Genomic DNA, 22,654 nt, shown 5'->3' on the forward strand with positions numbered 1-22,654 from the left:
CGACACTTCGTGCCCCCTCGACCTCCGGCTTGCGATGTGTTATGACCGCTGTAGCGCACGGCTGACACCTGCGGACGTGTTGGTTGCACGACGGAACGGTTGCGTTCTTGTGGGTTTCAGACGTACAGTGCTCGAAACCCAACGGAACGAAGGAGTTCGGGCATGTACGCAACCGAGCGGCATACCGCCATCGCCGCCGAGCTGCAGTCCGCCGGTCGCGTGTCGGTCGCCGGTCTTGCCGAGCACTTCGACGTCACCACCGAGACCGTGCGCCGTGACCTCGACGCCCTCGAGTCCGCCGGGGTCCTGCGCCGGGTCCACGGGGGAGCGGTCCCCGTCGGCCGCTCGAGCGTCGTCGAACTCAGCGTCGCCGAGCGCGAGGGGCAGCACGGCACCGCGAAGTCCGCGATCGCCCGCGCCGCGATGCGACTGGTGCCGCCGACCTTCACCGGCTCGATCGCCCTCGACGCCGGCACCACCTGCGCCGCCGTGGCCTCCGAACTCGCCCGCTGGGAGCCCGAGGTCGCCGGTTCGACCATCACCGTCATCACGAACTCGGTGCCGATCGCCGCCACCCTGCAGCACAGCGAGCACCTCGAACTGCACCTGCTCGGCGGCCGCGTGCGTGGCGTCACGAGCGCCGCGGTCGGCACGGCCACCGTCGAGCAGATCGGCGCCCTCCGGCCCGACGTGGCGTTCATCGGCACGAACGGCCTGTCCGCCGGCTTCGGTCTGAGCACCCCGGACGAGTACGAGGCCGCCGTGAAGGGCGCCTACGTGCTCGCCGCCCGACGGGCCGTGGTGCTCGCCGACGCTGCCAAGCACGGCGTGGAGGCCCTGATGCGGTTCGCGCGCCTGGACGAGATCGACACGCTCGTCACCGACGAACAGCCCCCGGCCGACCTCGCCGGTGCGCTCGCCGACGCCGACGTCGAGGTGGTCGTCGCATGAACGTCCGCATCGTCACGGTCACCCCGAACCCGTCCCTCGACCGCACGATCGAGCTCGCCGGCGAACTGCAGCGCGGCGCCGTCCAGCGTGCCACCCGGTCCACCGCGGAACCCGGCGGCAAGGGCGTCAACGTCTCCCGCGTCGTCGTCGCGAGCGGAGGGGACACCGTCGCCGTCCTGCCCGGCGACGAGCTCGACCCGGTCCTGCTCGGCCTGGTCACACGCGGGATCCCGACGGCCGCGCTGCCGATCGGGGCGCCGCTCCGGTCGAACGTCACCGTGACGGAGCCGACCGGCACCACGACGAAGCTCAACGAACCCGGCCCCTCGCTCGCCGGTCGCCTCGACGACCTCGCCGCCCTGGTCGCCGACACCGCCGCTGCGACCGCCACCAGCCCCGCCGCCCGCTGGGTCGTGGTCGCCGGGTCGCTGCCGCCCGGTCTGCCCGACGACGCGCTCGCCGTGCTCGTCCGGGCCGTCCGTGCCCGCCACGGTGCGGACGTCCGGATCGCCGTCGACTCGTCCGGGGTGCCGTTCACCGCGCTGCTGCAGTCGGGCGAACGGATCGACCTGGTGAAGCCGAACGCCGAGGAACTCGCCGAGGTCGTCGGCGGCGACCCCGAGGAGTACGAGCGCGACCTCGACGCCGCGGTGGCCGGGGCCCAGCGGCTGCGGCGGAGGAACGTCGGCACGGTCCTGCTCACACTGGGCAGCGCCGGCGCCGTGCTCGTCTCCGACGAGGGAGCGTTCGCCGCCGCCGCACCGAAGATCGTCGCCCGGTCGACGGTCGGCGCGGGGGACTCCTCGCTCGCCGGCTACCTGCTCGCCGAGGTCGCCGGCGCGTCGCCCGAGCAGCGTCTCGCACAGGCCGTCGCCACCGGTGCCGCGGCCGCGGCCCTGCCCGGCAGCGACGTGCCGGCACTCGACCACACCGACCCGACGGCGGTCTCCGTCCGGGTGCTCGACACGCACCCGGCACCCGAACCCGCCTGATCCCCTCCCCATCCCGCCCGACCACCCCACGAACACCTGCACCACCGCGCGATCAGCGCCATTGCGAAGGAGCAAGCACATGTCCGCAGACTCGAGTCCGCGCCTCATCAGCGCACAGCTCGTCGGCCTCGACGAGGACCTCGGCGCCACCTCGACCGACGTCATCCGGGTGCTCGCCGACCGCGTCGCCGCGACCGGCCGCGCCGCCGACGGTGCCACGCTCGCCGACGACGCCGTCAAGCGCGAGGCGAGCGTCGGAACGGGCGTCCCCGGTGGCATCGCCATCCCGCACGCCCGGTCGGCGTCGGTGTCCGAGCCGACGCTGGCGTTCTCGCGCCTGGCTCGGAAGGTGCCGTTCGGCGCTCCGGACGGCGACGCCGACATCGTGTTCATGATCGCCGTGCCCGAGGGGGCCGACAAGGACCACCTGACGGTCCTCTCGACCCTGGCCCGGGCGCTGATCCGTGACGACTTCACGGCCGCGCTGCGCGCCGCGACCACGGCCGACGAGATCGTCCAGTTGGTCGACAACGAGGTGAGTGGCGAAGTGGCCGAAGCCGGCGTCGGGAACGCAGGACGGGCCTCCGGTGCGACGACCGCCGCAGCCGGCGCGACCGCCGGCGCCCCCGCCGCCGACCGCAAGGTCTTCGTCGGCGTCACCGCCTGCCCGACCGGCATCGCGCACACCTACATGGCGGCCGACGCCCTCGTCGCCGCGGCCCAGCGTGCCGGTGCCGAGATGCACATCGAGACGCAGGGGTCGTCGCAGGTCGAACCCCTCGACCCGGCGCTCATCGCCCGGGCCGACGCCGTCGTGTTCGCGGTCGACGTCGACGTCCGCGACCGCGGTCGGTTCGCCGGCAAGCCGCTGGTGTCCGGACCCGTCAAGCGCGGTGTCGACGAGCCCGACGAGATGATCGCCGAGGCCATCCGCGCCTCGGAGGACCCGCACGCCGCACGCGTGCAGGGCGGTGCCGCCGTCGAGGGCGGGACGAACAAGTCGAACGAGCACTTCGGGCAGGCGCTCAAGCGCTGGCTGCTCACGGGCGTCAGCTACATGATCCCGTTCGTCGCCGGCGGCGGGCTCCTCATCGCGCTCGGCTTCCTGCTGTCCGGGTACGGCATCGCGCTGACCCACGGTGACTCGGGCCAGAACAACGCCGTCTTCACGCTCACCAACTACACCCTGCTGAACCTGCCGCCGGAGGGACTCGGCTACTACCTCGGCGCGGCCGCGTTCCAGATCGGCTCCGTGTCGCTCGGGTTCCTGGTCGCAGCACTCGCCGGGTACATCGCCTACGCCATCGCCGACCGTCCGGGCATCGCACCGGGCTTCGTGGCCGGGTCCATCGCCGTGTTCATGAACGCCGGGTTCCTCGGTGGTCTGGTCGGTGGCCTCATCGCCGGTGCCGCCGCGTACTGGATCGGGCGCATCCCGACCTGGCGCTGGCTGCGTGGCCTGATGCCGGTCGTGATCATCCCGCTGTTCGCGTCGATCATCGCCTCGGGCCTCATGCTGCTCGTGCTCGGCGGTCCGATTGCCTGGCTGATGGTCCAGCTCACCGGGTTCCTCAACTCGCTGTCCGGCGCCTCCGCGGTGCTGCTCGGGATCATCCTCGGTCTGATGATGGCGTTCGACCTCGGTGGCCCGGTGAACAAGGTGGCGTACGCGTTCGCCGTCGCCGGGCTCGGTGCCGGGACCGCCACGAACGTGGTGCCGTTCGAGATCATGGCCGCCGTCATGGCGGCCGGCATGGTGCCGCCGCTCGCACTCGCGCTCGCCTCGACCGTGCTCTACCGCAAGGGCTTCACGAAGCCGGAACGCGAGAACGGCAAGGCCGCGTGGCTCCTCGGTGCGTCCTTCATCTCCGAGGGTGCGATCCCGTTCGCCGCCGCCGACCCGCTGCGCGTCATCCCGGCGTCGATGGTCGGTGCCGCGATCACGGGTGCGATCTCGATGGCTGCCGGCGTGACCTCGCGAGCGCCGCACGGCGGGATCTTCGTCTTCTTCGCGATCGGTGACGTCCTGATGTTCGTCGTCGCGATCCTGGCGGGGACCGTGGTGTCCGCGCTGGTGCTCGTCGCCCTGAAGAAGTGGGTCCGTCGTCGCCCCGTCGACGAGGCCGCTGCGGGCAGCGAGGCTGCCGTGGCCGGCGAGACGGTGGGCCAGCGCGCTCCGGTCGCCGCGTAGTCGACCGCAGCACACGACGGACGGGAGGCCCGGTGCCAGCTGGCACCGGGCCTCCCGTCCGTTGGTAGTCGCCACGCACCGCCGGCCGCGCGTCGAGCGGTCACGTCACGTCGCTGGCGTGGCGCCCACACGTCGGAACCCGACCGCTCGGCGGAACTGAGCGGGGTGTCGCGACCGCTCGACGCGCGCTACTCGGCGATGTTCGCCGTGACCGCGTCGATGTACGCCGCACGCTCCTCGCGCGAGTGCGGTCGCCCCGGCACGCCCGGTCGCTGCTCCCACGGGAACGGCCCAGCCTCGTGCCGGTACTCGATGCCCATGGCCTCGAGTCGGGCGGTGTGCTCGGCCAGGCGTCCGCGGAACTCGGCGAGGTCGCGCGGCCCGGTGACGTCAGCCGACCACAGTGCCTCGGCGAGAGCGGCGACGCGGGGGAAGAGCTGGTAGTCGAGCCGACGGGCGGTGTCGACGTGCTCCGTCCACATGTTGCCCTGGCCGCCGATGACGTGGGCGCGCTCGGCGTCGGTCAGCCCGGACGGCACCGGGTCGAAGGCGAAGACGTCGTCGACGGTGAGCACGATCGAGACCGGGATCGGCTCGGTCGGCAGGTCGCTCTGGCGGTAGTCGAGGTACACCTGGTCGTCCGGCGACGAGATGACGTCGTGCCCGCGGCGGGCGGCGGTCCGTGCGCCGGTCAGGCCGCGCCAGGAGACCACGGTCGCCGAGGGGTCGAGCGTGCCGCCCTCGAGGATCTCGTCCCACCCGAACGCCCGCCGGCCGTGCGACTCGACGTGTGCGGCGAGCTGCCCGATGATCCAGGCCTGCAGCTGTTCCTCGTCCTGCAGCCCGAGCTCGCGGATGCGCTCCTGGGTGCGCGGGTCGGTCTCCCACTGCACCTTCGGGCACTCGTCGCCGCCGATGCCGATGTAGCCGGAGGGGAAGAGCGCGATGACCTCGTCGAGGACGTCCTTGAAGAAGTCGATCGTGGCGTCCTCGGCGTTCAGGACGTCGTCGGCGATGCCCCACTCCGTCCAGACCTCGACCGGGTCGCCCGTGACGCCGAGCGACGGGTAGGCCGCCAGCGCCGCACGGACGTGCCCGGGGGTCTCGATCTCCGGGACGACGGTGACGAACCGGTCGGCCGCGTAGGCCACGATCTCGCGGATGTCGTCCTGCGTGTAGTACCCGCCGTGCGGGCGGCCGTCGAACCCGGCGACGACGAGTGTGCCGTCCGGACCGGGGACGTGCGCGCCGACCTGGGACTCCCGACGCCAGGAGCCGACCTCGGTCAGGCGCGGGTACTTCCGGATCTCGATGCGCCACCCCTGGTCCTCGGTGAGGTGGAAGTGCAGGCGGTTGATCCGGTGCGCGGCGAGCTGGTCGACGACCCGCATGACCTCGTGCTTCGTGCGGAAGTGCCGGGCGACGTCGAGCATCACGCCGCGCCAGGCGAAGGCGGGGGCGTCCTCGACGACCACGGCGGCGACGGACCACGGGCCGGTCGCGACCCGGGCGCGGCGGTACACGTCCGGGGGCAGCAGCTGCAGCAGGGCCTGCACGCCGTAGAAGACCCCGGCGGGCGAGCCGCCGACGACGTCGATGCCGTCCGGCGTCACCGTGAGGCGGAACGACTCCGCCCGGTCGCCCTCCGGCGTCGTCGGGCCCGCGGGCAGGGACGGGTCGTCGCCGACGCGCAGCGCGATCGTGCCGGCCCCCGGTGCCGTGTCGTCGAGGGCGTCCCGCACCGGCAGCCCGGTCGATCCCCGCAGGGTCTGCTGCAGGTACAGTCGGACGGACTCGCTCGCCGGGTCGGCGGCGATCCGGGTCGACGAGGTGATCTCGAAGGCCCCGACACCGGGAGCGGTGCGGCGCGGTCGTGGGACGAGCATGTCGGAGCCACCATTCCTCAATGATCTTTCGTAATGTGGAGGCTATGACCGTGGAGCAGACCGTGTCAACGACCCCGGGCGTCGCGGGCTCGACCCCCGGCGTCGTGGTGGCGACCCCCGGTGTCGTGGGGACGACCCCCGGCGTCGTAATGGCGACCCCCGGTGTCGTGGGGACGACCCCCGGCGTCCTGCGGCAGATGAACTCGCGGGCGATCCTCGACGAGCTCCTGCGCGACGACGTCTCCCGCACGGTCACCGAGCTCGGCCGCACGGTCGGACTCTCCCGCCCCACGGTCGAGGCCGCGCTCGCCGACCTGGTCGACCAGGGTTGGGTGACCGAGGCCGAGGCGATCGCGACCCCGAACAAGGCCGGTCGTCGGGCCAAACGCTTCGCGGCGGACGCGTCGGCCGGCTCCGTGCTCGGCGTGGACCTCGGCCTGCACGGCATCGTCGGGGTGCGTGCGGACCTGCGCGGCGTCACGCTCGCCCGCGTCGAGGAGCGCTACGCCGACCTCGCCGACGCGGAACAGGCCTGGTCGAGCGTGCAGGACGTGGTCCGTCGGCTGACGTCGTCCGTCGTCGGCGTGGTCGGTGGCGCCGCGGTCGGTGGCGCCGTCGGCAGTGCGCCGGTGCTCGGTGCCACGTTCGGCGTCCCGGCGGTCGTCGACCGTGACGGCGCGATCGACTACACGGTCGCGGTGCCGGAGTGGGTCGAGCGACGGGTGCCCGGCCGGATCCAGGACCTCTTCCCCGGGGTCGCCACCTTCTTCGACAACGACGCCAAGCTGGCCGCCACGGCCGAGGCCCGGTGGGGGCGGTTCCACGGCGTCCGGGACGGTCTGTACCTGGTGATGGGTCGGCAGATCGGTGCCGCCCTGGTGGTCGACGGCTCGTTGGCGCGCGGTGCGCGCGGTGCTGCCGGTGAGATGGGCGGCATCGCGTCGACCGGCTGGCCCGCCGCACCCGCCCGCCTGGAGGCCCGGATCCCGTCCGACACGGACCTCGAGTCCGTCTTCGCCGCGGCCGCCCAGGGCTCGGTGTCGGCCGTCGAGACCGTCCGCGCGTTCGCGGCTGACGTGGCGCCCGGCGTCGTGCAGCTGGTGACGACGATCGACCCCGAGGTCGTCGTCGTCGGTGGCGAGGTCCTGCCGGCTGCGGAGGTGTTCTGCGCCGCGCTCGACGAGATCGTCACGCCGCAGCTCCGGCACCCCGTGGCGTTCAGCCCGTCGACCGTCGGTCGTGACGCCGTCGCGCGGGGTGCACTCGCCCGATCGCTCTCGCACGTCCGCTCAGCCCACATGGGACTCGGCTGACACCCAGGGAGCGCGCCGGGTCCTGACAGGGCGTTCAGGGATGCTGGGGGCATGACGACTGCCGTGACCGCCCGTGCCATGACCGTCGCCAGTGGCGACTCCACCGCTCCGTCCGACCTCGGCGGGCTCTCCGGCCTGGTGCTCCAGCTGATCGACGCCCTGGGGGAGTGGGGCGTCGGGCTGATGCTCTTCGTCGAGACGGTGTTCCCGCCCATCCCGTCCGAGGTCATCCTGCCGCTGGCCGGGTTCCTCGCGGGCGCCGGCCAGATGAACCTCGTGCTGGTCCTGGTGCTGGCGACGATCGGCTCGTACCTCGGGGCACTGGTGCTGTACTGGCTCGGCGCGGTGATCGGGTTCGAACGCACCACGCGGTGGTTCGGCAAGCTGCCCCTCGTCGACGAGGACGACTTCCGCAAGGCGGCCGGCTGGTTCCACCGGCACGGCAAGAGCGCGGTCTTCTTCGGCCGGTTCGTCCCGATCGTCCGCAGCCTCATCTCGCTGCCGGCCGGCGCCGACCGCATGCACCTCGGCACGTTCTCGGTGTTCACGATCATCGCGAGCGGCATCTGGAACAGCGCGCTCGTGCTGCTCGGTGCCGCGTTCGGGTCGCAGTACGACCAGGTCGAGGCCTACACCGAGTGGATCGACCGCGTGCTCTACGTCGCGATCGCCGTGGTCGTGGTGAGCTTCGTCGTGCGCCGGGTCCGCCGTGTGCGCGCCGAGCGGCGTGCGGGCGGACGTGATGACCACGACGACGACGCCGGCAACCCTGCCGTGGGCGGTGCCCGGGGTCGCCGTCGCGCCGAGCCCGCCCGCGACTGAGCCTCAGGCCTTCGTCAGCGCCGACTCCTTGTGGGCGGCCTGCTTGCCGCTCTTCTCCGACTCGACGATCCAGTACGGGTCGTCATCGGTCGGCTTGAAGTGCTGCCCGTCGAACTCGAAGTCGCTCGTCCGCTTCCGCACGAGCGTGCCGGTCGTCCTGCCCTGCGAGGTGTTCCAGTGCACCTCGTCACCCTTCGACAATGCCATGCTGTCCTCCTTGCGCGATTCCTCGTCCTGGTGGAGGTCGGACTGTACCCCGTCGATCCCCGGAAAACCGGGGGAGTAGGGCGATCACGATGTCGTAACGGCCATGCGGATCGAGAGTCGGACGCGTACCGTTTCCCATGAGCCCACACGCCGGCAGCGGCCGCGGAACCACGGGCTCCGGACGGGACGACGGACACCATGACCCTGCTGGACAGCGCGCGGGCGGACACCGTCCTCTCTGCGCGGTACCGGCTCGTGAAGCTCATCGGCACCGGCGGCATGGGATCCGTCTACGAAGCCCGTGACGAGCACACGTACCGGGCCGTGGCCGTGAAGCTCTTCGCGACCCCGGACAAGATGACCACCGCCGACCGTGTGCGCCAGGAGCGCGAGATCCGGCTGCTCAGCATGCTCTCCCACCCTGGGCTCATCCCGCTGTACGACGCCGGCACCCACGAGTTCGAGGACGGCCCGCACCGGTTCATCGTGATGGAGCTCATCGCCGACACGACGCTGCTCCGCCGCCTGTCCGAGGGCGCCCTGCACAACTACGAGGTGGCCGACCTCGGTGCGCAGCTCGCCGACGCCCTGGCCTACGTGCACTCGCGCGGCATCGTGCACCGCGACGTCAAGCCCGCCAACATCCTGATCAGCGACGAGGGCTCGTCCGGGTTCGCCCGCACGGTCAAGCTCACCGACTTCGGTGTCGCCCACTTCGTCGACGGCTCCCGCCTGACGAACGACGGCACGGTCATCGGCACCGCCGCCTACCTCAGCCCCGAGCAGGTCGCCGGCGAACCGATCAGCTTCGCCACCGACGTGTACTCGCTCGGGCTCGTCCTGCTCGAGGCGCTGACCGGCAAGCAGGAGTACTCGGGCACCCTGATCGAGGCCGCACTCGCCCGGCTCCGCCGCGACCCCGAGATCCCGGACGACGTCGCCGACGAGTGGCGCGAGCTGCTCAGCCGGATGACCGCCCGCGACCCGGAGCGCCGGCCCACGGCGGTCGCCATCGCCAACGCGCTGCGCGGCGGGTCCACCCAGATCACCGGCCCGGTGCCGCTCGGCCCGGAGCGCGTGAAGCACCAGCGCGATCACCGCATGCACCGCGCCGCCCACCGGCACGCCAAGCGCGGCACGTTCTCGGCGGTGCGTCGCTGGCGCCGGCGGAACGTCCTGGTCGGATCCTTCGCGGCCTTCGGCATGACCGCGGCCTGCGTGGCCGCCTACGTCGCGGGCGCTCTGCACTGATCCTCGTGCGGGTTCCGGACGCCGGGCACGGCGGAACACCGGTGCTCCCGCGTCGAACACCGGCATCCGGGGACGTGACCTGCGAACACCGGTGTTCTCCGGGCAGCGCCACCCTGGCAGGATGGACAGCATGACCGACCAGCGCTGGATCAAGATCTGTGGCCTGTCGACGCCCGACACCGTGGACGCCGCCATCGACGCGGGTGCCGACGCCGTCGGGTTCGTCTTCGCGGCGGGCAGCCCCCGGACCGTCACCGCCGACCTGGCGAAGGAGCTGGTCGAGCGGGTGCCGGACGGCATCGACGCCGTCGGGGTCTTCCGCGACCAGAAGATCGACGAGATCGTCGGCATCGCCTCCGAGGTCGGGCTCACCACGCTGCAGCTCCACGGTGGCGAGTCGGCCTCCGACTTCGCCCGCGCGCGCGACGCCGGCTTCTTCACCATCCGGGCCATCGCGGCCGAGGACTACCTGCGCGAGACGCCCGAACAGCGCGCCGCGTTCGACCACGACCTGCTGCTGCTCGACGCCGCCGTGCCCGGCAGCGGTCGGCTCGTCGACCCGGCCACGATCGACGGCGTGGACGAGGCGTGGATCCTCGCCGGCGGGCTGACCCCGGCCAACGTGGTCGCCGCGGTCGAGGCGCTCGATCCCGACGGCGTCGACGTGTCGAGCGGCGTCGAGTCCGAGCGCGGCGTCAAGGACCCCGCGAAGATCCGTGCGTTCGTCGAGGCCGTCCGAAGCCTGGGCTGAGCGCGGGGCTGCGGACGGCGCCGGGGCCGTCGGCGGTCAGCGCAGGGTGGGGATGAGCTCCGTCAGGAACGCGTCGGTGTCCTCCCAGCCCTGCACCGCGTGGCAGGGGACCCCGAGCGCCTTCACCGGGTAGTCGTTGCCCTCGGGGTCGAGCCGGTCGCCGACGAAGAGCATGTCGTCGAGCGCGATGCCGGTGATCTCGGCGAGACGCTGCATGCCGTAGGCCTTGTCGATGCCCTTGCGGGTGATGTCGATGCTCGTGGACCCGCCCGAGCGGACCTCGAGGTCGGGTAGGTCCTGCTGCACCAGGCGTCGCAGGTGGTCCTTCTTCTCGCCGGTCGGGTCCCACTGCTTCTTGACGTCCACCGGGGCGGACTGGCCGAGGGCGGAGAACGTGATCTGCGACCCGCGGTCCTCGAGGATGGCGCCCCACGTCTCGGACTCCCAGTACCCGGCTTCCTTCGCACGGGCCTCGACCGCGGCGAGGGCGCGGTCCTTCTGCTCGTCGGTGAGGTCCTCGGCGTACTGCAGCGCCCAGTCCTGGTCCTCCCAGCGGTAGTACCGGGTGCCGCAGGTCGGCAGGAGGTGCAGGGCGTCGAGCGTCAGGCCGTCGCGCTGCCGGAGCGGGGTGACCAGCTGCTGCTCGAACTGGGTGAAGTTGCCGCCGGAGATGACCGCGACCGGCACGACCTCGAGCAGGGACGCGAAGGTCTCGAGCATGCGGGGGTCGAGGGAGGACTTCGACGGGGCGAGCGTGTCGTCCAGGTCGAAGGCGACGAGGCGGGGCGTGGTCATGTCCCCGATCCTGCCAGAGCCCGCCGACCACCCGCAGGGTGCGAGCACCCGGGTGCCCGGGTGCTGCGCGATGTCTGCGGGGTCACGCGCGGTGCGTGGCGGGGACCCGGTCGCGGGCGTAGGTGATGTCCGTGTAGCCGTGCGGGGCGGGGTTGCCGTCCTCGTCGAGGTTCACGAAGACGACCTCGTCGATCGTCAGGATGCTGCGGTGTGTGAAGAGGTTGCGCGCCTCGGCCCGCATGGTCAGCGACGTCCGGCCGAACCGGGTGGCGACGAGGCCGATCTCGACGATGTCGCCCTCCTTCGCCGAGGACAGGAAGTTGATCTCCGACATGTACTTCGTGACGACCTTGCCGTTGCCGAGCTGGATGATCGCGTAGACCGCGGCTTCCTCGTCGATCCAGCGGAGCAGGCTGCCGCCGAACAGGGTGCCGTTGGCGTTGAGGTCCTCCGGTCGCACCCACTTCCGGGTGTAGAAGTTCATCTCCGGCGGGGCGTCGTCCTGGTGCTGATCCATGTCACGTCATGGTACGCCGACGGCCGCGCCCCCGCAGGGACGCGGCCGTCGTGGCGATCACGGGCGGCGGGGCCGCCGGTGCTCACTCCTTGACGAGGACGACCTCGTCGAGGGGGATGCGGGTGCGCGGGGCGACCTCGCGCTCCGCGGCCTTGTCGTCGAGCTGCGACGGGTGCGCGACGGTGCCGACGGCCGTGACCGTGTACGGCAGGAACCGCTCGGGCAGGTCGAACGCGGCACGGAGCCCGGCGGCGTCGATGCCCGCCATCTGGTGCACGTGCAGCCCCGCGGCGTGCGCCTGCACGGTCAGGGCGGCGAGCGACTGGCCGAGGTCGTACTGCGCGAAGGGGCGCTCCTCGCCGTCGGCGGTCACCGTCTCGAGCACGCCGACGACGAGGGCGCTGGCACGGAACGCCCAGGCGGCGTTGAAGCCGAGCAGGTTCTCGTTGATCTTCCGGAACGTCTCGGTGCCGCGGCGGCCGGCGATGAAGCGGCGGGGCTGGAAGTTCATGGCAGACGGTGCCCAGCGAGCGGCCTCGAGGACGGCGTCGAGCTGGTCGTCCGAGATCGTCGCGGTCTCGTCGTAGGAGCGGGGGCTCCAGCGCTCCTCGAGCAGCGGCACGAGCGGCTGACTGGAGTCGGTGGACCGGGTGAGGGTGTCGGCGTTCGTCGAGGTCATGATGCGCTCAACGGTATTCGATGCGTACGCATTTCCGACCTGAGTGACGTCACATCACCGCCGGCAGGTGCCAGGATGGACGGGATGGGTGGCGTGTTGACCGGCTTCGCGATCATCGGCGCGATCATCGCCGGTGGGTACGTCGTCGGACGCATCGGCCTGCTGGGCCCGCACGCGCAGTTCGTGATGAGTCGGCTCGCGTTCTTCGTGCTGATGCCGTGCCTGCTGTTCCACACCATCGCGACCGCCGACATCGCGTCGCTGCTGTCGTCGATGCTCTGGGTCTCGCTGCTGAGTGCCGCCGTGGTCGCACTCGGTGCCGCCGCCGTGTTCCGCCTCGTGCTGCGCCGCCCCGTCACCACGACCACCGTCGGCGCCTTGGCTTCCAGCTACGTCAACGCGAACAACATCGGGCTTCCGGTGGCCGTGTACGTGCTCGGCCAGGCGACCGCGGTCGTGCCCGTGATCCTGCTGCAGCTCGTCGTGATGGCCCCGATCGCGCTGACGATCCTCGACGCGGCGACCGCGGGTGGCGGCGGATGGGGACGACGGATCGCGGGCCCGTTCCGGAACCCGATCATCATCGCCTCGCTCGTCGGGCTCGTGTGCTCGGCGACGGGGATCACGCTGCCCGACCCGGTGCTCGAGCCGTTCTCGCTCGTCGGCGCGGCCGCGGTCCCCGTCGTGCTGCTGTCCTTCGGGATGAGCCTGCACGGTGCGACCCCCCTGCGGGACCCGGCGATCCGCACCGACGTCATCGTCGCATCGTCGATCAAGCTCGTGGTGATGCCGGCCGTGGCGTTCGTGTTCGCACGCTTCGTGTTCGGGCTCGGCGACCAGGAGGTCTTCGTGCTCACCACCCTCGGTGCCCTGCCGGCGGCGCAGAACGTCTTCAACTACGCGCAGCGGTACGGGGCAGCGGTCCCGGTGGCGCGCGACGTCGTGCTCATCTCGACGCTCGGCTCGGTGCCCGTGCTCGTCGCGATCGCCGCCCTGCTGCACCCGTAGCGGTCGTCGAGACGCCGGCGTGTGGGCGTCCGGACGACGCCGTCGTGTTGTCGAGACGCCTTGATGTCGCCGAGACGCCGCCGGATTCGGCGGCGTCTCGCGCACTTGCCGGCGTCCAGCGAAGACGCCGGCGTCTTCCGCGCCCTGGACGTGCGCCCGGACGGACGGGAGGCCCGTGGCGGGGCCGCACCGGGCCTCCCGTCCGGCGGTGGTGGCGACCACCGCGGATGGTGAGCAGATGCGGTCGGGTCGCGTCCGTTGACCCGACCCGTTCTGCTCACGAAGCACGGACGGCACGCGCGTACCCTGGCGGGCACGCGGGGCGGACCGCTCCGTGACCGATGACCACGACGAGGAGACCGGCGATGGACACGATGGTGATGATGAAGAACATGTCGATGACGGACATGCCCATGGAGATGGACATGGACGTGATGCAGGACACGATGATGGCGATGAACGCCGCGTCGATGGCGGCGACGATGTGCTCCGCGGCCGACATGCGCATGGGCGGCGAGATGGCCACCTGCGCCGCGATGTGCTCGAACACCGCGATGCTGGCCGACACCGGCATGCGGATGATGATGCGTCCGATGGGGATGGACACCGCCGCGATGCAGGCGATGCTCATGGCCGTCGTCGCGATGGCCACCGCGTGTGCCGCCGAGTGCCGCCAGCACCAGGACATGGACGAGTCGTGCCGGTACTGCGCCATGGCCTGCGACGAGATGGTGTCGAAGTGCCAGGCGATGCTCGACTCGATGGCGGCCTGAGCCGCTCCGCCTGAACCGCTCCGCCTACGCGACGCGTGCGGTGGTCTGCCGACCGCCGACGCTGAGGATCTCCGCGACCGGGTGGTGGGCGACCGGCTCGCCGACCGACAGGACGCCGTCGGCGTCCGCCACCCGCAGCTGCGTGATGCTCCCGTCGAGGAACAGCACCACGGCGTCGGCTGCGCGGGTCTCGACGACGATGCCGTCGCGCCACGCACCGGGGGCCGCGGTCGCCATGAGGCGCTGGATGGGAAGGATCGTCGTGCGGGACATGGCTTCACCTGCTCTCGGAGGGGTTCGGTGCAGGAAACCTACGTCGGCGTGACGGACGGCTCAATCACGGCGGACGCCGGGCGTAACAGAACCGGTCGTGCGTCGTCGCTCCGGGCCGGTGACCCGACTCCGATCAGAAGATCATCGGGCGGTCGTCGTCGAGCGACGTGTCCAGGTCGAGGTCGACCACCACGGGCACGTGGTCGCTCGGGGCGTCGCCCTTGCGCTCGTTCCGGTGGATCGAGGCGTCCGTGACGACGTCGGCGAAGGCCTGCGAGCCGAGCACGAAGTCGATGCGCATGCCCTCGTTGCGCGGGAACCGCAGCTGCTTGTAGTCCCAGTAGGTGTAGCCGTCGGCCACGATCGGGCGGACGACGTCCTGCAGGCCCCGCGCCTCGAACTCGCGGAACGCTGCCCGCTCGGGCTCGCTGACGTGGGTCGACCCCTCGAAGACCCGCATGTCCCAGACGTCCTGGTCGAGCGGTGCGACGTTCCAGTCGCCCATCAGCGCGAGCGGGGTCTCCGGCGAGGCCTCGATCCACTCCGAGGTGCGGTCGGCCAGCTGGGCGAGCCAGTCGAGCTTGTACGTGTAGTGCGGGTCGCCGAGCTCGCGGCCGTTCGGCACGTAGAGGCTCCAGAGCCGCACGCCGTCGACCGTGACGCCGATCGCGCGGGCCTCGACCGGCAGGTCCGGCCCCTCGTGGCCCTTCAGGAACCCGGGCTGGCCGGGGAAGTCGCGGGTGACGTCCTCCATCGGCAGCCGGCTGGCGAACGCGACGCCGTTCCACTGGTTCAGGCCGTGCGCCTCGACGTGGTACCCCGCGGCCTCGAACTGCTCGACCGGGAACTGCTCCGGCTTGCACTTGATCTCCTGCATGCCGAGGACGTCGATGTCCTCACGCACCAGCCAGTCGACGATCCGACCCACTCGGGTGCGGACGGAGTTCACGTTCCAGGTCGCGACGCGCATGGAACAAGAACCTACCGGTGCCGACTGACGACGAGGTCGGCGAGACCAGCGGCGCGACCGGGCGGCACGTGCGCCGCCTGTGCGGCGTCCGGCAGGTGCGCCGCCTGTGCGGCGTACGGCACGATGGTGTTCGCTGGAGACCAGCAATCGATCGCACGGAGGCAGCAATGGCATCGACGACGAACCGCGTCGACGGGACCACGACCGGGGCCACGCTCGGCACCGGGGCCGGGAGCACCCAGCCCGCCGGCACCACCACGACGCAGGTCACCGCCAAGGGCAGGACCATCATCGACGACACGGTCGTCGCGAAGGTCGCGGGCATCGCCGCCCGCGACGTCCCCGGCGTCTTCGCGCTCGGCGGCAACGCCTCGCGGGCGTTCGGCGCCATCCGCGACGCCATCGGCTCGAGTGCGCTCGGTCAGGGCGTCCGCGTCGAGGTCGGCGAGACCCAGGTCGCCGTCGACCTGACCATCGTCGTCGACTACCCGACGCCGATGATGGAGGTCGCCTCCGCGGTGCGCGCCGCCGTCACGAACGCCGTCACCGAACTCGTCGGCCTCGAGGTCACCGAGGTCAACATCGCCATCAACGACGTGAACATCCCGGCGCTCAACGGCGTCGCGGACGAGCTCGACACCCGGGACGGTCGAGTCCGGTGAACGCCACCGTCGTCGGGATGGGCACCGGCGCCCTGCTCGCGATCGTCGCCGTGACGCTCGGGTTCTGGGCGTTCGTCGTCGTCGCCGTCTGCATGGCGCTCGGCGCTCTGGTCGCCCGCATCGTCACGGGTGACGTCGACTTCCGCCGCCTGCTCGACGTGCTGCGCGGACGCCGGAGCTCGTCGTGAGCGACGCCGCCGTCGCCACGACCGGCGACAGCGGCGTCCGGCTCCGCGGCTCCGACCGCATCGGCACGTCGGCGCTGGTGCACACCGCCCAGGCGGTCGCCGCCGAAGCACTGCGCGTGGCCTTCCGGGAGGTCCGTGCCCGGGTCGCCGACGACGGTCGCGGCGCACTGGCGGTCGAGATCACCGCCCCGCTCGCCCTGCCGGTGCTGGGCTCGCACGCACTCCCCGACGAACCGGTCGTCGCCACGGCGCACCGGGCTCGCGGCACGATCGCCGAACGTTTCCGGACCATCACCGGCCGACAGGTCGCCCGCGTGACCGTGACCTTCGCCTCGTCGGTCGTGGACACCCCACGGAGGGTCCGGTGACTGCCGCCCCCGCCGTCGGGCGCACCGATCCGGTCGTCCCCGCCGGCCCCTCGCACGACGACCACCACGCCACCTACCGCCGCCTGCTGCGCCGCGAGACCCACGTCTCCCGCTCCGCCGCCGTCGTCGTCGCGATGCTCATCGCCCTGGTGCTCGCCGCCGCCGCGGTCTTCGCCGGTGCGCTCGTCCTGCTCGACCAGAACGTCCTGGGTGTCGACCCGCGTGCCGTGGCCGACGCCGCGCTCGCGGCCCCGGACGGTCTCGAGACCACCATCGTGATCGGCATCGGCGCCATCGTGGCCCTGATCGGGCTCGTGCTGCTGCTGCAGGGGATCCTGCCCCAGCGCCGTCCGCGGCACGTGATGGCGTCTGATCGGCTCGCGGTCGTCGTCGACGACGAGGTCCTGGCCTCCGCTGCGGCCCGCGCCGCCCGTTCCGCGACCCGTCTCGGTGCCGATGCAGCCGTGGGTACCGTCGGCCGCCGCACGGTCGACGTCGTGCTCCGGCCCGCAGCCGGGGTGGACGTCCCCGCGGTCGCCGCGACCGAGGCCGTCGAGCGGGAGTTCGCCGCGATCGACGCGCAGCCGCCGCTGGCCGCGCGGGTCCGGGTGCAGCCGACGGGGCGGGTGGACGGATGAACGCCACGAACCGTGGGCTCGGCCGGACGGCGCTCGTCGTGCTCGGGCTCGTCCTGCTCGTCGCCGGGGTGGCGGCGATCCTGGTGCAGACCGCACAGGGGCTGCCCCTCGTCGCCTCGGGGTGGCGCGTCGTCGGCGATGCCCTCGCCGGACTCGGCAACGGGGCGTCGCGTGACGACTCGGTGTTCGCCTGGACCTGCGTGCTCGGCGGTGGCGTCGTGCTCGGCGTGCTCGCCCTCGTCGTGCTGACGACCCTCGGCGGTGGCCGCGAGGGCACCGTCGTGGACAGCGACGGTTCGGCGGACGGCGTCGCCGGGGCGGTGCGCATCGAGTCCACTGCCGTGCAGCACGCGCTGTCCTCGGCCATCGGCGAGATGCCGCAGGTCGGTTCGCTCGCCGTCGACGTCTACCGGGTCCGTGGCGGTCGGGCGATCCGGGTGCGGGTCCGTCCGCGCCGGGGTGCCGCGCCGCGCGAGATCACCGAACGGGTCGAGGCCGTCGTCGCCGACCTGGACGCCCTGCTCGGCGAACGCCTGCCCGTGCTGCTCGAGATCGCCCGTGGTGGGTCGGGGTCCTCCCGCCCGGACCGCGTGCACTGAGCGTCGCCGTGGTGCGCTCGATCGGTGGACTGCCCCGGCCGGGCGAGACGGTCCCGGTGCCGCGCATCGTCACCGACGTCGCGCGAGGGCGTGAGGTCGCGCTCGTCTGGCGCAACCAGATCGGTGGGACGACGTTCCGCATCGGACCGGACGCGCACGCCGAGGAGTTCGTGAAGGTGCTGCCGCACGCGTACGCGACGTGGATCAGCGGTGAGGCGGAACGGCTGACCTGGGCATCCCGGTACGCCCGGGTGCCGGAGGTGCTCGGCCACGGCACCGACGACGACGGCGTCTGGCTGCACACCCGTGCCGTGCCCGGGTGGAGCGCTGTCGACCCGCGCTGGCACGACGAACCCCGGACCGCTGTGGTCGCGGTGGGCGAGGGCCTGCGCGCGCTGCACGACACGTTGCCCGTCGACGACTGCCCGTTCACGTGGGCGACCGCGGACCGGCTCGATCGCGCGCGTGCAGCCGTCGCCGACGCCGACCGCGGACCGAGCGCGCTCGGTCCGGAGCCGCCGGCCGACCGCATCGTCGTCTGTCACGGTGACCCGTGCACGCCGAACACGTTGATCGGTGCGGACCGGCGGTGGAGCGGGCACGTCGACCTGGACGCGATGGGCGTCGCGGACCGCTGGGCCGACATCGCGGTGGCGACGATGGCCCTCGGCTGGAACTACGGACCCGGGTGGGAGCCGCTGTTCCACCGGGCGTACGGGCTGCCGGACGACCTGGAGCGCACCGCCTGGTACCGGGCGCTGTGGAACATCGACGTGGACGACGTCGGGAGTGTTCCGAGCTGATGGGGCTCGGTCTCCCTCTGCCGGTTCGGGTCGGGTCGGGTCGGGTCAGATCTTGGGTGGGCTGACGATGGGGTCGTCCCATGCGGGGAACGGCGGGAAGACGCCCGGGAGCGAATGATCGGGGTAGGCCGCATCGTTCCGTCCTCCGACTGCTTCCGAGAGGGCGCTGGCGTCGTTGGTCCAGAAGAGTTCGCTGTAGACGGTGATGGGGTTGTCGCCGTTCTCCTGCGCGGCGTACTGGATCTGCCAGCCGTCGCCGGTGGTGGCCCAGACCTCCTGGTCGCCGGTGATGGTGCGGCGTTCGATGGTCCAGCCCTGGTCGGTGAACCAGTCGATCATCGGCTGCAGGTCGCGTTCCTGGTCAAGGGTGCCGGGCGGGGACCAGAGCCGGGTGGTGCTCATGTCGTAGCTGTTCTTCGTGTCGGACCCGGGCAGAGCTGCGACGCCGTCACCGCCGATCAATGGAACACGGTCGCCGCCACCCCACTCCCATTCGCCGTCGTGGACCTGGAGTTGCGCGGCTTTCAGGAGCCGCTGCATGTGTTCGTAGTGGTCGCGGTAGGCGTCGAACTCTTGGTGCAGGGACATCTCGGCGACGTCGTGCTGGGTGACGCCTGCTGCATCGGTGGGCATCTGGGTTCCTCCTCCCGCGCACCCCGACAGCAGCCCGAGCGTCAGGGCAGCAGTCGTGATGGCACGGAGCATCGGTCGCATGGTCTTCATCATGGCTTCCCCGTCGCGATGATCTTCGCGATGGTCTGTTGTGCGGTGGCAGCTCGGGACAGGTAGCCGACGCCGCTGTCCGGGAACATGTCGTGCCCGGTGACCGCGCTGCCGCCAGGGGACTCGTCAGCGCCGAACGTGTCGACGTCCGGAAGGTCGCGTGGATCGGTGCGTCCCATCCGGCCGAGGATCGCTGTGTGGTCAGCGGAACCCTCGGTCGCGTACACATGGTCCACGTTGAGGTGCTCGGGAGTCGTGGTGTCGGTGAACCCGACGGAGCCGTACGTGACGAGCGCGTCGACCCGGTACCGAGTCTGCGCGAGCGCTTCGGCCGCCGTGGTGGACCCGTAGGAGTGCCCGAGGACGGTCAGGGACTGTGGCGCGCTGCCCCGGCTGTCGTGGATGCCGTCGAGGAACGAGGCGAGGTTCGCCCCACCCGCGTGCGCGCGGTCCTGACCCGGGACCTCGATGACACCCGGGGCGCGGTAGCCGATCCACGACACGACCGCGAACGACTCTGCTCGTCGATGCTTCCACGCGGTGCCCAGAAGACCGTTGGCGGCGCGGACCTTCTCATCCATGCTGTCGGGGGTGGTCATCGCGCCGGGCACGTTGACCGTCACGTTGGACGCCGTGTCCAGATCGCCGAGCGCGACGGCGGCGACGAGAGACCCGCTCGAAACGCCGAACCCGACGAGCTGTGCGACGGCGCTCGAAGGGGCTCGGACATCTGCCGCCAAGCGATCGGCACGCTTGAGCCCGTCGCGGAGGCCGAAGACCTGCTTCCGGAACTCGTCGAGACTGACCGCACCGTAGGTGTACGGCAGCCCCATCAGCCGGTACAGCCGCGCTGGGTCTCGTACCGCGGCCGAGAGGACGGCCCTGGACGCGATGTCGCGCTGCGCTGCCGGGACGCCGTCGAGTCCTGCGAACTGCAGCTGCGTGGTCAGGGGCAACGCCCGGATGTCGGCGTCGGTGAAGCCGAGCGCGGCCCAGGCCGCTGCGACCTCAGCCGTGGTCAGGGACGGATCGAGCAGCCGCTGCAGCCCGGGTAGCAGTCTGGAGGTACCGGCGACGTCGAGCGCAGCGTTCGCGAGGGAACCGCCGCCCGCGGCGCTGAACGCGCCCGCGATCCGATCGATCCACGACGCGTCGTCGGCGTTCTCGGCAAGGTAGTCGGCGAAGCCACCTGGCAACGACGCCCCGTCGACCGGGACCCAGCTGCAACGGTTGCGGAACACGGTCCACGCGTTGCGAACCCGCACGAGGTCTTGCTCCGTCGAGGAGTCCTGCACCCGGGCCACGGCAGCGAACTTCCGCAGCCGAGCGGGATCTGCCCCGCTCCGTCCTCCGGACCGGCCACCGGTGCGCTGCCGCGAGCACGCGCTGAACACCGCGGCCACCGGAGAAGGTCGCTGCGGCGTGCCCGATGGTTCAGGGTCGAACACCGAGCTGCTCCAGTCGAGCACGGGTTGCAGCGGGAGCCCGCCACCGGCGCGCACCAGGTCACGATCAGCTTCGCGCTGCCGCCACGCAGCGAGGTCGGCCAGGCGCTGCCGTTCCTCGTCCGCCTGCCGCTGGGCGATCCGCAGCTGGTCGGCCATCGCTTCGAGCGCCGTCACGAGCCGGATGCGGTCGGTCGACTCCGTCACCCGAGCTGTCTCGAACAGCCGCGCGTACGCACCGTCGAAGTCGTGCAGTGCGGCCTCGGCGTTGTTCCGCCGCGGCCCGGCGCTGGCACGCAGTGAGAGTGCCGCCTCGGCCGCGCAGTCGACCAACCGCGACGCCGCTGCGTCGTCGAACTCGATCCCCATCGTCCCCCCACCATCCGAACTGGCCGATGGGAGCAACGTAGCATTTCAGCGGTGCAGTATGAAATGACGGGCGTACGACTGTGGGGAACACCAAACCGCCGCCCACTGGGAGTGGACGGCGGTCTGGTGAACGAGCTGGCTAGAAGGCGACCCCGCGTGCACCCATGAAGGGCACCGGGTCGGTGGTGGCGCCGTTGAGGTGCACCTCGATGTGGCTGTGGCACCCGGTGGACTGGCCGGTCGACCCGACGAGTGCGATGAGCTGCCCCGCCGCGACTCGCTGGCCCTGGGCGACCCGGAAGCCACCGTTGACGATGTGCCCGTAGGCGGTCTGCACGCCGTTGCCGTGGCTGATCCGGACGTAGTTGCCGTACCCGCCGTACCAGCCGACGTAGTCGACGGTGCCGGCGGAGGCGGCGACGATCGGGGTGGAGCAGCCGCTGGCCAGGTCGACGCCGTCGTGCTTGATGACGGTGCCGTGGATCGGGTGCACGCGGTAGCCGTACGGGCTGATGACGTACCCGCTCGCGGGCCGGACCCAGCCGGTACCGGAACCGGACCCGACGGCGCCGCCGCCGCCCGAACCACTGCTGCCGGTCGACCCGCCGGCGGGAGCGCCGCCGCCGGAGTTCGCGGAGTCGGCACGAGCGGCAGCCGCTGCCCGGGCCAGGGCTTCGCGCGCGGCCTTGGCCTCGGCGGCCTTCCGCACCTTCTCGCCCTGCGCGAACTCGGCCTCCGTCCGGACGCGGCCGGAGGTCAGGGTCGCCAGCTGGGCGTCGAGTCGGGCCTTGTTGGACTGCTGCTCGTCGTAGGCGGCCTGCACGGTGTCGGACGCCGCCTGGGCTTCCTGCATGCGTGCCTCGGCCTTGGCTGCCAGACCCTTGAGCTCTTCTGCGGCACGGTCGGCCTGGGCTTCGAGCGAGCGGGCGACACCCGCGTCGATGCTCGCGGCGGCCTGCACTCGTTCGGCCTGCTCGGAGAGCTTGCTCAGGGCACCGAGGTCGTAGAGGAGATCGCGGGCATCGGCGCCCTGCGTGAGGACGGAAGTGGTGACGTCCGCACCGCCGGAGCGGGACATCTGCGCGGCGAACTGACCGGCCTGCGCGGCGCTCTGCTCGGCGACCTTCGCGTGTTCCTCGGCGTCGGCGCGGAGCTGCTGTTCCTTCTCGGCGGCTTCCTGTGCGTCGGCCTGGGCGTCGAAGAAGACCTGACCGAGCTTCTTGGCCTTGGCCTCGGCCGCCGCGACCTTGGCGTTCAGGTCGCTGATGATGCCCTTGATCTCGGTGATCTGCCCCTGCTTCGCGGATTCCTTGCCACGGGCGGACTCCACTTCGTCCCACGTGGGGTAGGTCACCGCCTGGGCAGCCGGAGCGTCGGCGATGACCGTGCCGACGAGGCCCGCGAGCGCCAGGCCGGTGACGGCGAGGCGCAGGCGCACGGGGACACGGTGGGCGCGGGGGCTGGTGGGGCGAGACATCGA

The 22,654-nt window shown here is 71.8% G+C and carries 25 protein-coding genes; 15 read left to right on the forward strand and 10 right to left on the reverse strand.

The window, feature by feature from the left end:
- Positions 1-162 precede the first annotated feature (162 nt).
- From DEJ30_RS01675 to DEJ30_RS01685, 3 genes are all read left to right on the forward strand, one after another.
- Complete coding sequence (locus DEJ30_RS01675; RefSeq protein ID WP_071404329.1) at positions 163-951, forward strand: DeoR/GlpR family DNA-binding transcription regulator; 789 nt, start codon at positions 163-165, stop codon at positions 949-951.
- Positions 948-1,943: a 1-phosphofructokinase family hexose kinase gene (locus DEJ30_RS01680; protein WP_110858756.1), complete on the forward strand. Its 996-nt coding sequence runs from the start codon at positions 948-950 to the stop codon at positions 1,941-1,943. The genes DEJ30_RS01675 and DEJ30_RS01680 overlap by 4 nt, the downstream gene beginning before the upstream one ends.
- A 79-nt stretch (positions 1,944-2,022) precedes the next feature.
- Complete coding sequence (locus tag DEJ30_RS01685) at positions 2,023-4,134, forward strand: fructose-specific PTS transporter subunit EIIC (protein WP_110858757.1); 2,112 nt, start codon at positions 2,023-2,025, stop codon at positions 4,132-4,134.
- Between the two features lie 188 nt (positions 4,135-4,322).
- On the opposite strand, the gene DEJ30_RS01690 is transcribed toward DEJ30_RS01685, so the two are convergent.
- Complete coding sequence (locus DEJ30_RS01690) at positions 4,323-6,020, reverse strand: beta-N-acetylhexosaminidase (protein WP_110858758.1); 1,698 nt, start codon at positions 6,018-6,020, stop codon at positions 4,323-4,325.
- Between the two features lie 50 nt (positions 6,021-6,070).
- On the opposite strand from DEJ30_RS01690, the gene DEJ30_RS01695 reads away from it, so the two are divergent.
- Together DEJ30_RS01695 and DEJ30_RS01700 are read left to right on the forward strand one after the other, a co-directional pair.
- Complete coding sequence (locus DEJ30_RS01695) at positions 6,071-7,333, forward strand: ROK family transcriptional regulator (protein ID WP_181419950.1); 1,263 nt, start codon at positions 6,071-6,073, stop codon at positions 7,331-7,333.
- Between the two features lie 51 nt (positions 7,334-7,384).
- A complete protein-coding gene (locus DEJ30_RS01700) occupies positions 7,385-8,155 on the forward strand; it encodes a DedA family protein (RefSeq protein WP_258369770.1) in 771 nt (256 codons plus the stop codon).
- Between the two features lie 3 nt (positions 8,156-8,158).
- Here DEJ30_RS01700 and DEJ30_RS01705 read toward each other — a convergent pair whose 3' ends face one another.
- Positions 8,159-8,362 (reverse strand): DUF2945 domain-containing protein, encoded by a 204-nt coding sequence (locus DEJ30_RS01705; RefSeq protein WP_110858760.1) that lies wholly within the window; start codon positions 8,360-8,362, stop codon positions 8,159-8,161.
- A gap of 198 nt (positions 8,363-8,560) precedes the next feature.
- Here DEJ30_RS01705 and DEJ30_RS01710 point away from each other — a divergent pair, with 198 nt between their 5' ends.
- Together DEJ30_RS01710 and DEJ30_RS01715 are read left to right on the forward strand one after the other, a co-directional pair.
- Entirely contained in the window at positions 8,561-9,613 is a 1,053-nt protein-coding gene (locus DEJ30_RS01710) for a serine/threonine-protein kinase (protein ID WP_110858761.1), read from the forward strand.
- Between the two features lie 130 nt (positions 9,614-9,743).
- Positions 9,744-10,364 (forward strand): phosphoribosylanthranilate isomerase, encoded by a 621-nt coding sequence (locus DEJ30_RS01715; protein ID WP_027464868.1) that lies wholly within the window; start codon positions 9,744-9,746, stop codon positions 10,362-10,364.
- Positions 10,365-10,400: 36 nt separating this feature from the next.
- On the opposite strand, the gene DEJ30_RS01720 is transcribed toward DEJ30_RS01715, so the two are convergent.
- The 3 genes from DEJ30_RS01720 to DEJ30_RS01730 form a co-directional block, all read right to left on the reverse strand.
- Positions 10,401-11,159 carry an HAD-IIB family hydrolase gene (locus tag DEJ30_RS01720; protein ID WP_071404337.1) on the reverse strand — a complete coding sequence of 253 codons (759 nt, stop codon included), beginning with the start codon at positions 11,157-11,159 and terminating at the stop codon, positions 10,401-10,403.
- Positions 11,160-11,241: 82 nt separating this feature from the next.
- Positions 11,242-11,676, reverse strand: a complete 435-nt coding sequence (locus DEJ30_RS01725; protein ID WP_017886352.1) for an acyl-CoA thioesterase — start codon at positions 11,674-11,676, stop codon at positions 11,242-11,244.
- An 82-nt stretch (positions 11,677-11,758) separates the two neighbouring features.
- Positions 11,759-12,355 (reverse strand): nitroreductase family protein, encoded by a 597-nt coding sequence (locus DEJ30_RS01730; RefSeq protein WP_110858762.1) that lies wholly within the window; start codon positions 12,353-12,355, stop codon positions 11,759-11,761.
- Between the two features lie 84 nt (positions 12,356-12,439).
- On the opposite strand from DEJ30_RS01730, the gene DEJ30_RS01735 reads away from it, so the two are divergent.
- Positions 12,440-13,363 carry an AEC family transporter gene (locus tag DEJ30_RS01735; RefSeq protein ID WP_071246473.1) on the forward strand — a complete coding sequence of 308 codons (924 nt, stop codon included), beginning with the start codon at positions 12,440-12,442 and terminating at the stop codon, positions 13,361-13,363.
- A gap of 365 nt (positions 13,364-13,728) precedes the next feature.
- A complete protein-coding gene (locus tag DEJ30_RS01740) occupies positions 13,729-14,136 on the forward strand; it encodes an aldehyde dehydrogenase (RefSeq protein WP_110858763.1) in 408 nt (135 codons plus the stop codon).
- A 24-nt stretch (positions 14,137-14,160) separates the two neighbouring features.
- Here DEJ30_RS01740 and DEJ30_RS01745 read toward each other — a convergent pair whose 3' ends face one another.
- Both DEJ30_RS01745 and DEJ30_RS01750 read right to left on the reverse strand, forming a co-directional pair.
- Positions 14,161-14,409 (reverse strand): nuclease, encoded by a 249-nt coding sequence (locus DEJ30_RS01745; RefSeq protein WP_110858764.1) that lies wholly within the window; start codon positions 14,407-14,409, stop codon positions 14,161-14,163.
- 133 nt (positions 14,410-14,542) lie between these two features.
- Positions 14,543-15,379, reverse strand: coding sequence for an exodeoxyribonuclease III (locus DEJ30_RS01750; RefSeq protein WP_110858765.1), 837 nt, complete (start codon positions 15,377-15,379; stop codon positions 14,543-14,545).
- 167 nt (positions 15,380-15,546) lie between these two features.
- Here DEJ30_RS01750 and DEJ30_RS01755 point away from each other — a divergent pair, with 167 nt between their 5' ends.
- From DEJ30_RS01755 to DEJ30_RS01780, 6 genes are read left to right on the forward strand one after another with little or no spacing between them, the layout of a single operon-like run.
- Positions 15,547-16,041: an Asp23/Gls24 family envelope stress response protein gene (locus DEJ30_RS01755; RefSeq protein WP_110858766.1), complete on the forward strand. Its 495-nt coding sequence runs from the start codon at positions 15,547-15,549 to the stop codon at positions 16,039-16,041.
- Entirely contained in the window at positions 16,038-16,229 is a 192-nt protein-coding gene (locus DEJ30_RS01760; RefSeq protein WP_110858767.1) for a DUF2273 domain-containing protein, read from the forward strand. Before DEJ30_RS01755 ends, DEJ30_RS01760 begins: the two co-directional genes overlap by 4 nt.
- Positions 16,226-16,597 (forward strand): hypothetical protein, encoded by a 372-nt coding sequence (locus tag DEJ30_RS01765; protein ID WP_110858768.1) that lies wholly within the window; start codon positions 16,226-16,228, stop codon positions 16,595-16,597. The genes DEJ30_RS01760 and DEJ30_RS01765 overlap by 4 nt, the downstream gene beginning before the upstream one ends.
- Positions 16,594-17,235 (forward strand): hypothetical protein, encoded by a 642-nt coding sequence (locus DEJ30_RS01770; RefSeq protein WP_110858769.1) that lies wholly within the window; start codon positions 16,594-16,596, stop codon positions 17,233-17,235. Before DEJ30_RS01765 ends, DEJ30_RS01770 begins: the two co-directional genes overlap by 4 nt.
- Entirely contained in the window at positions 17,232-17,834 is a 603-nt protein-coding gene (locus DEJ30_RS01775; RefSeq protein WP_110858770.1) for a hypothetical protein, read from the forward strand. Before DEJ30_RS01770 ends, DEJ30_RS01775 begins: the two co-directional genes overlap by 4 nt.
- An 8-nt stretch (positions 17,835-17,842) precedes the next feature.
- Entirely contained in the window at positions 17,843-18,637 is a 795-nt protein-coding gene (locus DEJ30_RS01780) for an aminoglycoside 3'-phosphotransferase (RefSeq protein WP_220032912.1), read from the forward strand.
- Between the two features lie 45 nt (positions 18,638-18,682).
- On the opposite strand, the gene DEJ30_RS01785 is transcribed toward DEJ30_RS01780, so the two are convergent.
- The 3 genes from DEJ30_RS01785 to DEJ30_RS01795 form a co-directional block, all read right to left on the reverse strand.
- Positions 18,683-19,363 (reverse strand): hypothetical protein, encoded by a 681-nt coding sequence (locus tag DEJ30_RS01785; RefSeq protein ID WP_111090183.1) that lies wholly within the window; start codon positions 19,361-19,363, stop codon positions 18,683-18,685.
- The gene (locus tag DEJ30_RS01790) at positions 19,360-21,174 is read right to left on the reverse strand and encodes an alpha/beta hydrolase (protein WP_110858772.1); all 1,815 of its coding nucleotides are present in this window, start codon (positions 21,172-21,174) and stop codon (positions 19,360-19,362) included. Before DEJ30_RS01790 ends, DEJ30_RS01785 begins: the two co-directional genes overlap by 4 nt.
- Before the next feature lie 139 nt (positions 21,175-21,313).
- Positions 21,314-22,651: a peptidoglycan DD-metalloendopeptidase family protein gene (locus DEJ30_RS01795; protein WP_110858773.1), complete on the reverse strand. Its 1,338-nt coding sequence runs from the start codon at positions 22,649-22,651 to the stop codon at positions 21,314-21,316.
- Positions 22,652-22,654: the final 3 nt, after the last annotated feature.

The sequence above is a fragment of the Curtobacterium sp. MCPF17_003 genome, from assembly GCF_003224385.1.
GTDB classification, from domain to species: Bacteria; Actinomycetota; Actinomycetes; order Actinomycetales; family Microbacteriaceae; genus Curtobacterium; species Curtobacterium flaccumfaciens.